Here is a 12,617-nt window from a genome sequence, read left to right on the forward strand (position 1 = left end):
GGAGATGCAGGCCAAGCTTCACCGTTGGGCGGTGGCCGATCCCGGCCGCCGGTTCGATGACTTGTTCAACTTCGTGTGTGACCCGGCGACGCTGATCGTGGCGTTGGACCGGGTCGCGGGAAACCAGGGTGCGCGCACCGCCGGCGTGGACGGCCTCACGGTCGCCGATGTCGCGGAACTGGTGGGCGTGCCCGGGTTCCTGGACGACCTGCGGGCCGGTCTCAAGGACGGTTCGTTCCGGCCGTTGCCGGTGCGGGAGCGCAAGATCCCGAAACCGGGTGGGTCGGGGAAGGTCCGCAAGCTCGGGATTCCAACCGTTGCGGACCGGGTCGTCCAGGCGGCGCTGAAGCTGGTGCTGGAGCCGATTTTCGAGGCGGATTTCTTGCCGTGCTCGTACGGTTTCCGGCCCAAGCGGCGTGCCCAGGACGCGATCGCCGAGATTCACCACTTCGGCTCCCGCGGCTACCGCTGGGTGCTGGATGCGGATATCGAGGCGTGCTTCGACTCGGTCGACCATGCGGCCCTGATGGACCGGGTGCGTCGGCGGGTGAAGGACAAGCGCGTCCTGGCGCTGGTCAAGGCGTTCCTGAAGGCCGGGATCCTCACGGAACTCGGCGACTACCGGGACACCATGACCGGCACGCCGCAGGGCGGCATCTTGTCTCCGCTGCTGGCCAACATCGCCTTGACGGTGCTCGACGAGCACGTGATGGGGCCGTGGAAGCCGGGCGGGGCGATGTCGACCCACGGCAAGCGCGATTACCGGCACCGCAAGGGGCGGCCGACGTGGCGGTTGGTCCGCTACGCAGGACGACTGTGCGCCACGAACACATCAGGAGGTTTCGGTGTAGACGGAAGCTGCTGATGTGGTGCTGCACTGGTGATGGAGGTGGGCCCTCCGGGACCGCCCACGCAGGGGGAGGTCTCAAACCACCGCAGGCTGCTCCGGTGAATGAGCCGGGGTGGTGAGCACTGCGGACAAGGCGCACTTGATGCGTCAGGTGCGAGCCGAGAAGGCGAACGCGAGTGAACCACTGCCGAAGTGTCGAAAGCGTATGGACGGTTACCGAAACCGGGGTCCAGTTGTTGCCCCGGGATGAGTCTGGCGGGGTCCTGTATTCCTGGCCAGGTGGTGCCCGGCATGAAGGTGGCGCGAGCTCGGCTCAGGCGCCGGTGCGGAACGTGGGAACCCCTCGCCGCGATGCTGCCGGTGGCCGTGTTGACGGTCCGTCGGCGTCAAGGGAGAACCCCAAGCAGCTGAAACTGCAAGGGGCAGAGTACCGATGCGCGGCAGGGGGACGGACCGCCTCGTAGTAGTGGGGAAGCCCCTGTAATGGGGGTGGAGCGAAGGGGGCGGGTCGTCCTGGTCTTGTTCGGTGGTCAACCGGAGTTCCCGGGAGGAGCCAGGTGAACGGATCGAGGCCGCAGGCCGAGGTCATGAGCAAGTCGTTTGACATCCCCAAGTGGATGGTGTGGCAGGCGTTTCAAAGGGTCAAGGCCAACAAGGGTGGACCCGGGGCGGACGGGGTGACGATCGAGCAGTTCGAGCAGGACCTGAGCAGGAACCTGTTCAAGCTGTGGAATCGCATGTCGTCCGGCTCGTACTTTCCTCCGGCGGTGAAGGCCGTGGAGATCCCCAAGGCGGGCGGGCGAGGTGTCCGCGTGCTCGGGGTGCCCACCGTGGCCGACCGGATCGCCCAGACGGTGGCCGCGATGTATCTGGAGCGGCGGGTGGAGCCTGTGTTCCACCCGGACTCCTACGGCTACCGGCCCAGGCGGTCGGCGTTGGACGCGGTGGAGACGTGTCGGCAGCGTTGCTGGAGAAGCGACTGGGTGGTCGATCTGGACATCCGGGCGTTCTTCGACAGCGTGGACCACGAGCTGATGCTCAAGGCGGTCGAGCGGCACGTCGACGCGGACGGGAAGTGGGTCCTGCTCTACGTCAAGCGGTGGCTGGTCGCGCCGCTGGCGTTGGCGGACGGGACCCTGGCGCGGCGGGATCGGGGGACTCCGCAGGGGTCGGCGATCTCGCCCGTGCTGGCGAATCTGTATCTGCACTACGCGTTCGATGTGTGGCTGACGCGGGAGTTCCCGCAGGTCACCTTCGAGCGCTACTGCGATGATGCGGTGATTCACTGTGGCAGCGAGAGGCTGGCCCGCCGCGTGCGGGACGCTCTCGCGCAGCGGTTGGCGCAGGTCGGTCTGGAACTGCATCCGGACAAGACGCGCATCGTGTACTGCAAGGACGCCGATCGGCGCGGCTCGTATGAGCACACGTCGTTCACGTTCCTCGGGTACACGTTCCGGCCCAGGCTGGCCAAGAACCGGTTCGGGAAGCACTTCGTGAACTTCCTGCCCGCGGTCAGCAAGGAGGCGATCAAGGCGATGGGCAAGGAGATCCGTTCCTGGCGCATCGCCTGCCGCAGTGACAAGTCCCTGATGGACCTTGCGCGGATGTTCAACAGCATCGTGCAGGGTTGGATCAACTATTTCGGGCGCTTCTACAAGTCCATGTTGTATCCCCTCCTCCGGCGCATCAACGACCTGTTGGTGCGTTGGGCCTGTCGGAAGTACAAGCGACTGCACCGCCGCGAGAAGCGGGCGAGGGAACTGCTGGCGGGCGCCGCCCGCCGCTACCCGAACCTGTTCGCGCACTGGCGGTTCGGCCTCAAGCCTGACGGCTGGACGATGGGAGCCGTGTGAGCTGAGAGGCTCCCGCACGGTTCTGCGAGCGGCGGCGGGTGCGATTCCCGCCGCCGACTCTCCTCGTGGTCTTGGTGCATGGTTCGCGTGAGCACACTGAAGCGCTGCGCGAAGAGGTCGCCGTCGCGCTGGCCCCGCTCGGGTTGCGGCTGTCACCGGCCAAGACCCAAGTGGTCCACATGAGCGACGGGTTCGACTTCCTCGGCTTCCGCATCCGGTGGAAGCGCAAGAGGGGGACGAACAAGTGGTACGTCTACACCTTCATCGCGGCCCGGCCCCTCCGGACCTTGAAGGCGAAGATCCGTGCCCTGACGCACAAGACATCGCAGCAGGACTTCGCGTCGGTTCTGACCAGACTCGGTCAGATCATGCGCGGATGGGCCAACTACTTCAAGTATGCCGTGGCCAAACACACCTTCAGCAAACTGGACGACTTCACCTGGTGGAGGCTCGTCCACATGCTGCGGGCGCGTCACGGCTGGAACTGGGGACAGGTCCGCCGACACCTCGCCGCCTCCGAGCGGTGGAGGATCGCGGCCGACGGGGTCGAGTACTTCCGGATCGAGGGTGTGACGGTCTCCCGCTACACCTACCGGGGCAACAAGATCCCCTCCCCATGGCCTCCTGCGAACCCCGCCTGACGGCAGGAACCGTGGAGAGCCCGTTGCCGAGAGATCGGCACGGCGGGTTCGGAGAGCGGTCCGGGGAAACGGACCGGGAGCAATCCCGGCACCGCGCCCCGGGCCGACTCACCAGCCCGATCCTGGGGAGGTCGAGTTCGGCGGAGCGCTTGCGGAGCTGGTCGAGGAGCCACTGCGGGCGAAGCGGCGAGCCGTCCGGGTTGGCGAAGACGAGGCCCTCCAGGCATCCTCCGGGGTGGGCTCATCTGGATTGCGGCTTGGCGGTGTAGGGCAGCCATGGCTCTGGGGAAGAGGCTGATCCAGGCGCGGCTGGCCTCGGTCTTGGGCTCGCGGAAGAGGATGCCGTTGTTGTTGACGGCCGCGAGGGTCCAGCGGACGTAGAGCTTGTGGGCCCTGAGGTGCACGTCCGACCAGTGCAGGGCCAGGATCTGGCCGCGGCGCGTGCCGGTGCCGAGCATGACCCCTGGGACCCGGTGGATCGGCAGCCCGGGCCATGTCTCGTAGTGCCTCATGCAAGATTCAAGAGATCACCATGCGGAAGACCTATGAGGGCGACACGCAGCCCTGATCACGAGTGCTGGCCGCAACTGCGTGGCAAGGCCCGGGCCAAGGGCTGCCTGCACCCGACGACCTACTGACCCGCCTGCTGCCGCAGGGTGATTGTCGTGGTGAGTTCCACGGTGGCCAGGTACCACCAGAAGATCCAGTCGAGGAACGCCGGGTCGTAGTCCTCCTGCTGAGAGGCGTCACGGTGGCGGATCTCGAACCGGTTGGCGATCTGGAACAGCGCGCCGTCATCGGGCTTCCCGAGTTCGGCGCGGATCAGGTCGCGTCGCTCCTCGAGGATCCCTGCCAGGACGATGATTGCGGAGCGCTTCTCCTCGATGGACGCGCTACGGCTGCGGTAGAGGGCGATGGCGTGCGCGGTGCGCTGCTTGATGTCGGGATCGGGGGCGGCCAGGGCACAGTGGACGAGATCGGCTCGGGCGTCGTCAGTCACGGCGACGAGTCGGCCCAGGTCCTCCCCCTCGTCTGCCAGGCGGTAGTGGTGTCCGGCGTCAGCGAGGAGCCGGTTTACCTGCCACCGGTAGAGCACCCGAGCGGGACCTGCGTGGAACTCCCGGTGATGCCAGCCGCACTGGCTGTAGGAGTGGTACCAGCGATCGCGCGGGCGTGAGACCAGGTCATGGAAGACTTCTGCCAGCCCGAAGAAGGTGTCCTCGTCCCACTCCCCAGGGGTCAGAGGCCAGAGCAGAGGTATGCCCAGTCGGCGCTCCAGTACCTCGGAGGCATCCGGCAGGTCCGCATAGACGTCGACGCACTCCTTCCCGAAGTGCTCCGCGAGGTAGCCGTTGCGGTGCATCTCCCCGATCAGCCGGGCGAATGCACGAGCTGCTGAATCCGGGCTTGCCGACGTATTCGGGGCAGCCTTCCCCTGGCGGTGCGGCCAGTACGGGCGCGGCTCCGTGACGTGCCGGACTTCCTTCGCCCTCTCGGCCAGCTCACGAAACCAGGTCTCCTGCGTCACCACCGGAGCCTGCTCCCACGGCGGGGGATCGGAACGGGGGCTCCAGTAGTTGCTGTAGGGAACTGTGGCAGGAAGACTCTGAAAGTCCGAGCAGGCACTGGCCCCCTGGAACGCTTCAGTGAGCAGCCACTCGGCCCTGGATATCCAGTCCTTGTGATCGGTGGCGGTGATGTGGTTGGCCTCGCTGATGAAGAGGTCGACCGGCCAGGCCAGCTCGTAGTTGCTGAGGTCTATCACTGAGGTCCTTCCGTGCCTGCTGGCTGAAGAAGTTGGCCAGCGGGTCGACCGGCCGGATGCGTGCCGGTCGCCGTAACGGAGAATACCTGCGGCCCCGAACTGACTACCCGAATTTCCCCTCATGGCGGGCTGGCCTCGGCCGGGTCGTTCACGAGCGAGACTGACGGCCTCCTTCCCTGGGACGGCGTTCAGGTGGAGCCGCGCCGGCCCGGGGAGAGACTCCGCCTGCGGCTGCCACTACGCCGCGAGCGGCAGGTCGTCGTCGCCATGGGGGATGGCTCGGAGCCGGTCCGTCTGCGCTTGATCGAGCGCTCGGGAGAGGGCGTTGACTGCTTGGTCGGCGGAGTCTTTGAGGAGGTGGCCGTAGAGGTTGATGGTGATGGCGAGGGTGGCGTGGCGCAGGGTCTTGGAGACGATGGCGATGGGGATGCCTTCGGCGATCATGATGCTGGCCGCGGTGTGTCTGAGGTCGTGAAGGCCGATTTTCGGCAGGTCGATTTCGGTGGTGCGGTTGCGGAGCTGGTCGAGGACCCACTGGGGCCGCAGCGGCGTCCCGCCGGGGCGGGCGAAGACCAGACCCTCCAGCCGGCGGTCGGGGTGGGCGTTCATCTGGATGGCAGCCTGGCGGTGGAGGGCGGTTATGACCCTGGGGGAGAGGCTGATCCAGGCGCGGCTGGCCTCGGTCTTGGGTTCGCGGAGGTGGATCTTGCCGTTGTCGATGGCGGCAAGGGTCCAGCGGACGTAGAGCTTGCGGTCCATGAGGTGCACGTCGGACCAGTGCAGAGCGAGGACTTCGCTGCGGCGCATGCCGGTGCCGAGCATGACCTCGAACAGGTCGGTGAGCTGGTCGGCGTAGTGCTCGGCGCCGTGGCGCAGGAACGTCGCGGCCTCTTCGGGGGTCCAGCAGGTGCGCACAGCTGCGCGGGGTCGGGTAGGGACGGAGTGTTTGGCGGGGTTGTAGCGCAGTCCCCAGGCGCGGACGGCGGCGTTGAGGGCGTTGCGCAGGGTGGAGACGATCCGGTAAACGGTGACCTTGCCGCGCTTGGCCTTGCGCTGGGCGGCGATCCAGCGCTCGATGTGCTTGGGGCGCAGGTCTGGGAGGCGGTAGTGGCCGAAGGCGGGGATGAGGTCCCGCTCGACGCACGCCTCGTAGCCGGCGTTAGGTGTTGGGCGCGAGCTCTTCCTTCTTCGCGGTCAGCCACTGGCGCAGGAAGCTCGCCACCGTGGTGCGCCGGTCCTCGTACACCCCGCGCAGCTCACCGTTCAGCACCGCCTTCATCTCCCGGGCCGCCTCGGCGCGGGTGGCGAACCCACCGCGTCGGCGGGTCTTGCGATTCCCGTCCTCGGGGGCAAGGTCGACGCAGTACGTCCACTTCCCGTGCTTCAGATCCCCGGCTAGCCGCGGGCACCACGGCCCCAACTGCTTCCCCGAACCGTCCGAACAACCACACCGCCGGTACACCCGACCCCGCTGCGCACGCTGTCCCATGAGCTTCCCCTTCTCTCGGACTGGGTGGTTCCTCTGAGGTAAGAGTGGCTGCTGTGTCGGGTGTGGCGGCAGAGCGCGTTGGGCGGTGTGCGGAGCATTCAGAACCAGATGGCGAAGACACGCTCAAGACGACACACCGCCTGGAAGATCACCATCCGTGACCAGTGGGTAAGCGACAGTGTTCCGCCCGCAGGATTCGGACCTGTGGGCCGGCCAGCGCCGCCGATGCAGCACCTGTTGGGATCGTGCAGCGGTGCTTGCTGAAGGACCGACAGATCTCGGTCACCGGCAGTAGCGGTGGTGGGGTCGCTGGCCCTGGGACCAGTTTGGGACCGCACCCGATGAGCGCCCATGAACGCCGATGGGCGAAAACGGACGCTCGTGTGCAAAGTAAACACTGAGCCACGGTCAGCATCTTGCGGCACCGCTTCCGCTGAAAGAATCCAACTCACGTACACCTCAGGATAGTTGTGCAACAAAAAAGCCGGGACCTTGAGGTCCCGGCTGCCGACAATAGTTGAACCCCTGAGGGTCAAGGGGTCGCAGGTTCAAATCCTGTCGTCCCGACCGGCGTTTTCGCAGGTCGGAGGCCGTTTTCGCAGAGATGCGGAGGCGGCCTTTTTGTCGTTCCGTCAGGTTGTGGTCGCATTGTCGTCGCAGGTCTCTCTGGGGCAGTGCGGGCAGCGGTCTAAGCGGCGGCTGCCGCAGGGGGTTTGACGCTTCTCGGCTGCTTTGGGAGCCGCGTTCTGTGGTCGCGGTGTGGTCGCAGCCAGCGGGGCCAGCGGCTGTGGGCGGCGTGCTTGTCTGCTGCGGCGAGGATGGCGGCGATGGTGTCGACGGCGTCGTGGGCTGCCTGTCGGGTGAGGTGGTCGTAGATGTTGGCGGTGGTGGACAGCGTGCCGTGCCGCAGGGTCTTGGAGACCGTGACGAGGGGGACGCCGGCGGTGATGGGGAGTGTGGCGGCGAGGTGGCGCAGGTCGTGGACGCGGATGGTGGGGACGCCGGCTTCGGCCGACAGTTGGCGGAGGCGGTCCAGGACGCGTTGCGGGCGCAGCGGTTGGCCGTCCGGCTTGCAGAAGACCAGGGCACCGGGCGGGATGGGGCCTTGGATGGCGGCGCGGTGCCGGAGCGCGGTGCCGACCCGCGGTGAGATGGCGACCCAGTTCTTGCTGCTGCTGGTTTTCGGTGCGGTGAGGACGGTGCGGGCGTTGTCGATGGCGGAGAGGGTGTAGCGGACGTAGAGGACGTGCTGGTCGAGGTGGACGTCGTCCCAGTGAAGCCCGAGGACTTCGCCCTTGCGCATGCCGGTGCCGATGAGAACTTCGAACAGGTCGGCCAGGAACGGGTCGGCCTGGTGGCAGTAGCGCAGGAACTGGGCGGCTTCGTCCGCGGTCCAGATGCGCCGCTCGGGTGACGCTGGGCGGGGCAGGACGCTGGGGCGGGCGGGGTTGTGGGGGAGACGGTCTTGTCGGACGGCGTCGCCGAGGGCGCTAGAGAGGGTGGCGAGGCAGCGGTAGAGGGTCACCGGGCCGCGGGCGTGGGCGATCTGGGCGTGGGCAAAGTCGGCGATGTGCCAGTGGCTGAGGTCGTCGAGCCTGATGCGGCCGAGGTTCGGGATGAGGTCGTTGGTGACGTAGTCGCGGTAGCGCACCAGGGTGGTGGGCTTGACGGTGAGGGCCTTGGTCTGGAGCCAGGCGGTGAGGTAGTCGGCGACGGTCTGGTTGGGGTCGGCGCTGAAGCCGCCGTCCTGGCCTTCGCGCACCCGGCGGAGGGCGGTGCGGGCGGTCTCCTCGGTGGGGAAGCCGCCGCGCCGGAGGGTGTGGCGGTTGCCGTTGGCGGGGAGGTCGACAGCGAAGGTCCAGGTGCCGTGCTCGGGGTCGGCGGCGAGGCGGTGGCAGCGGGCGCCGAGTTGCTTGTGCTGCTGGTCGCGGCAGCCGCATCGGCGGTAGACGCGGCCGTTGCGGGTGGAGGAGCGCATGATGATCGCATCCTGAGGCTGGAGGGTTCTCCTGATCCGTTCAGTCTGCTCTCACGTGCGACCACGAGCGGTACTGAAGCCCGTCTGACCTGCGCGAGCCCCCTTGTCGTGGCGACAAGTGCTTGGGAGGCGCAGGTGAGGTGATCCCGCGGGTGGGTGTTGCGCTTGCCGTGACCTTGACCCGACCGGAGGGCGTTGACACGGAGCGAAGTCGGATCGTTGCGCTTCGGGAACCCGCGACCAGCGATAACGCCCCGAGAGCGTTCACCGGCAAAGCCGCTGCTCAGTAGCTGTGCCTCTCAAAGACACCCTTCAGGCAGCCGGAGCAGGTCGACGCCGCCCGGCTCGGACAGCCCCTGTCAGCCGGACGACGGTGCCTTCCCGATGGTCAGCTGCCCGTTCATCAGATAGAGGCTTAACGGCAGTCCGCTGTCAAGCGCGGCGAGAACGTCGACCTGGTGCTGGACCTGGATGTATCCCGCCCAGAGCTGCCCGACGAAAACGCTGAGCGTCGGCGAGTTGGGGCTCGGCCGCACCAGGGTGGCTTCGCCCGCTACTGGTTCCTGCCACGGGTCGAGGGCGACCTCCACAAGGGGTGTGCCGTCGGCCATGAGTTCGCCGATCAGGTCCCGTGGCTGGCGGACGTACTCCAGCAGTTCGTCGATCTCCCGCGCCGTGGGACCAAAGAGCGAGATCCAGCCTTCCATCTGCCAGGCGGTCACCCACTCCTTCATGTCTGCGGATGGGATCCGTTGCTCGGCCGCCACGGATCCCATGGCATGGGCGAGACGGCGCGAGGTTATGCCGGAGGTGAGCAGTTTCAGGGCTTGCGTCGTGTCGACGCCGTGCCGCAGGTACCAGCTGGTCTCGGGGTGGAGGCGAGTGCTGGAGCCGGCGTCGTCGAGCCGCGTGTTGACCAGGTGGATCAGCGCCCCGAGGGTCCAGGACAGGGCGTGCTCGAAGGTGCCGCTGATGTTGTCGACGGTCTGCTCCAGTGCCCACACTCGGTCCACGGCCGGCAGCCAGCGCTGCGCGAGGTGGGGGATGGGCATGCCGGAGATCCAGTCGGTGATCGCTTGGCTGACTAGCACCTGCAGGGGTTTACCCCGGTGCTCCTGGTCGGTGAACTTCCAGTTTCCCTCGACCTCGGGCAGACGGAGCAGCATGTCGAGCACGTTGTGCTGGGTGAGGAAGTCGAGTGTGCGGCGAAGCGACCACTCCTCCACGGCCAGCGGCCACCCTTCGAAGTCGCCTTCCCACTGTGCCTCGTCGCGGTGTGCCGTCAGGGCGCGGACCTCGCCGGTGAGCCAGCGGGCGACCTCGTCGAGATTGCGGGCGCTGAACAGGCTGGTGCCGGTAGTGGCCCAGCGCCTGCGGGTCGTCGGGCTGGTCACGGCGTGCACTGCAGCGACCTTCTCGGCCAGTGACAGCCACCTCGCGCGCTCCTGCGGGTCCTCCACCAGCTGGAGCGCGGGCAGGTTCTCGACGGCTTTGAGCGGGGTGCTGTTCAAGGCGGGCATCGAGCCGAGAGCGTCCACGGTGAACCACACATAGGCGACGAAGTCCGCGACCAGCGTGCCCGCGAGCATGAGCACCTCGTCGGCATCGTCCCGGACCCTGTTCTCGGCCTCAGCAAGTTGCTCCAGGACCTCGGCGTCCAGCAGGGCCGAGGTGACGCGCAGCTGGTCGTCGCCCGGGGCGAGCCGATCGAAGTCGGCATTGGCGGGTGTGACCGGCCGGGTAAGCAGGATCCATCCCTCGCTCTCACGCCCGGCGCGCCCGGCCCGGCCGACCGCGTTGAGCAACTCCGCATCGCTCATCTGCCGTTGCCGTTCGTAGCTGAGAAAGTCCCCGCTGATCGAGTGATGGACAATGACCGTGCGCACAGGCAGGTTGACACCGTCGGTCAACGTGCTAGTGCTGGCGATCGCCAGGAGCTGCCCGGCCCGCAACGCGTCCTCGACCGCCTCCAGGACATCGTCCGGCAGCGCACCGTGATGGTAGGCGACGCCCTTGCGGGCGCACGACACCAGCGGGTGTGCCGACCCCAGAGTTTCGGATAGGTACGTGACCAGGGACTCGGCCTCGGCCCGCTCCTCCAGGTGCTCGGCTATCGCGCGCGCGGTGTTGCGGGCCTCCTTCTTCGTGGCGACGACCACGAGGACGCTGCCCTTGGTCGTCAGGTAGGCAGCGCCCGCCGCGAACAGCCGGTAGCTCGCGGTACCGCCTGCGAGCAGGGTCTCACGGCTCCAGTCCCCGGGATACGTCTCGGCATACGACCGCCGCCCGAGCTCCCGGGTGAGCAACACCGTCGGCTTGGACGCCGTAGTGGGGCGCAGTGCCATCCGCAAGGCCATCGGCACCACAGCCTTGACGCGCCCTCGCGCCTTCTTGGTGGGCTTGCGCGCAGTCCGCTCCACCCGATCTCGCATGTAGTGCGGGGACAGCAGCCCGTGCAGACGCCGCGGCCCACGCCAGGTGTCGCTGAAGTACACCTCCTCGGGCGGACGGGACGGGTCCAACCAGGATGCCAACGACGCCCGGTTCCCCACCGCCGCGGACAGCAGCACCAGCCGCGGTGCACCCGGGTGAACCTGGCAGAACGCCAGCAGCCCCTCCAACACGAAGCCCCGCTGAGCCCGCGCCATGTGATGGGCCTCGTCCACCACGATCAGCCCGACGCCGTCGAGCGCCTCCACCGGATCGTGGCGCAGCATGTGCATCAGCCGCTCCGGGGTGAGGATCTCCACGTCGTCGTTGAGATTGCCCAGCCCCCGTTCGCCGATGGGGAAGTCCGGCAGCTCGGCGGCCAGCCGCCGACCCAGCAGCCGCAACCGCCCACGCAGCGCCTGCCGCATCTCCCGCCCGAGACTGCGCATCGGTGACACGTACAACACCCGTCCAGAGGCCTGCGCCAGATGCGCGCAAATCACCAGTTGCGCCATGAGCGTCTTGCCCGCGCTCGTGGGCACGCTGATCAGGCTGCGCGTGGTCGCGGGGTCGACCGGGTTCCCCCGTTCGAGTTCGAGCAGCTTGCGCTGCGGCGGCCACAGCGTGAGCACCGGCGGGCTGGAGAGCGCGAACGTCCGTGCCACGGCTGGCGGGGTCCCCGGTGGCAGCAGGTTGTAGAGGCTGCTGGCGGACAGGTCTTCACTCAACTCCAGCAGATGCGAGGCCACCCAACGCGCCAGCAAATCGCCCGAACCCACCTGCTGACCCACGACGCGACCGAGGAGTTGCACGGCGATGTCCAGGTCCTCTGGGCCGCCGAAGGCGAGGTGCTGGTGGAGGTGGTGGACCGCGTTGACGACGGCCTCGGCCGGCCCGTACATGGTGCCAGCCAGGGTGTCCGGCCGATCGAAGCGGCGGCCGAGAAGCGTGCGGAGCTGAGCTAGCTGGCGGCGCCAGGCTCGCAGCGCCGTGGTGAGTGCCGGACGGTCCATGCCGAGGAAGGCCACGCCCGCTTCGAGAGCGAGGGTTTCGACGTGGTCGGGGAGCTCCACATCGGTTCTTACGAGCCGTTCGACGGCGCGGTAGACGGCGGTGGCGTTGGGGTCCTGCTCGCATCGCCGGTAGCCGGCCTGCGCGGCGAAGGCCATCTTCAGACGCTCGGTGTCATCGTGCGCGCCAGCGAGGGCGAGGTCCAGGACGTGCGCACTGACGGCGAACGCGTGACGGACTTGGGCTGGGTTGTAGTCCGCCGCGCCGGGGCTGACCGCGGCCAGGCCGTGGAGGAGCCACGCAGTGTTCAGGACGTCCTCCGGAACACCGGAGTCGGCCCGCAACGCGTCTATTTCCAGCTGCGTCAGGAGGTTGAGAAGCTCTGCCGGGGTGGGGAGGATCGCACCGCTGTGATCACCAAGGGCATGGGTGAGGACCTGCAGGTCTAGGGCGCGTATTCGGTCGTGATCAACGGGTCCGGGTGAGGTCCTTGATCCAGATCATCGCGCCACGGAGGTGGAGGCCTGCGAGGTAGCTGTCCGGGGTCTTGTCATACCGGGTCGCGATGCCTCGCCAGGCCTTCAGCTTGTTGATCAGGCG

At 67.6% G+C, this 12,617-nt stretch carries 6 protein-coding genes and 3 pseudogenes; 3 read left to right on the plus strand and 6 right to left on the minus strand.

What is annotated here, in order from left to right; all coding sequences use genetic code 11:
- Positions 1-4 precede the first annotated feature (4 nt).
- The 3 genes and pseudogenes from AB0O19_RS30620 to AB0O19_RS30630 form a co-directional block, all read left to right on the plus strand.
- A pseudogene (locus tag AB0O19_RS30620) lies at positions 5-808 on the plus strand (reverse transcriptase domain-containing protein); the annotation flags it as partial.
- A gap of 599 nt (positions 809-1,407) precedes the next feature.
- The gene (ltrA, locus tag AB0O19_RS30625) at positions 1,408-2,703 is read left to right on the plus strand and encodes a group II intron reverse transcriptase/maturase (protein WP_363624192.1); all 1,296 of its coding nucleotides are present in this window, start codon (positions 1,408-1,410) and stop codon (positions 2,701-2,703) included.
- A 65-nt stretch (positions 2,704-2,768) separates the two neighbouring features.
- The gene (locus AB0O19_RS30630) at positions 2,769-3,344 is read left to right on the plus strand and encodes a group II intron maturase-specific domain-containing protein (RefSeq protein WP_363624194.1); all 576 of its coding nucleotides are present in this window, start codon (positions 2,769-2,771) and stop codon (positions 3,342-3,344) included.
- 631 nt (positions 3,345-3,975) lie between these two features.
- Here the strand turns inward: AB0O19_RS30630 and AB0O19_RS30635 are convergent.
- The 6 genes and pseudogenes from AB0O19_RS30635 to AB0O19_RS30660 all read right to left on the minus strand — a co-directional run.
- Positions 3,976-5,109 (minus strand): hypothetical protein, encoded by a 1,134-nt coding sequence (locus AB0O19_RS30635; protein WP_363624196.1) that lies wholly within the window; start codon positions 5,107-5,109, stop codon positions 3,976-3,978.
- Positions 5,110-5,346: 237 nt separating this feature from the next.
- Positions 5,347-6,024 (minus strand): site-specific integrase, encoded by a 678-nt coding sequence (locus tag AB0O19_RS30640; protein WP_363624198.1) that lies wholly within the window; start codon positions 6,022-6,024, stop codon positions 5,347-5,349.
- A 364-nt stretch (positions 6,025-6,388) separates the two neighbouring features.
- Positions 6,389-6,598, minus strand: a pseudogene (locus tag AB0O19_RS30645) (Arm DNA-binding domain-containing protein); the annotation flags it as partial.
- Between the two features lie 688 nt (positions 6,599-7,286).
- Complete coding sequence (locus tag AB0O19_RS30650; RefSeq protein ID WP_363624200.1) at positions 7,287-8,576, minus strand: site-specific integrase; 1,290 nt, start codon at positions 8,574-8,576, stop codon at positions 7,287-7,289.
- A 359-nt stretch (positions 8,577-8,935) separates the two neighbouring features.
- Positions 8,936-12,361: a DEAD/DEAH box helicase gene (locus tag AB0O19_RS30655; protein ID WP_363624202.1), complete on the minus strand. Its 3,426-nt coding sequence runs from the start codon at positions 12,359-12,361 to the stop codon at positions 8,936-8,938.
- A 124-nt stretch (positions 12,362-12,485) separates the two neighbouring features.
- A pseudogene (locus AB0O19_RS30660) lies at positions 12,486-12,617 on the minus strand (IS5/IS1182 family transposase); the annotation flags it as partial.

Origin of the sequence: Kitasatospora sp. NPDC091276 (genome assembly GCF_040684355.1) — a bacterium.
Taxonomy (GTDB): Bacteria; Actinomycetota; Actinomycetes; order Streptomycetales; family Streptomycetaceae; genus Kitasatospora.

Bases quoted from the DNA above. Each gene is read 5' to 3' on its own strand.
- AB0O19_RS30650 (WP_363624200.1), bottom strand. From the start codon at position 8,576: ATGCGCTCCTCCACCCGCAACGGCCGCGTCTACCGCCGATGCGGCTGC.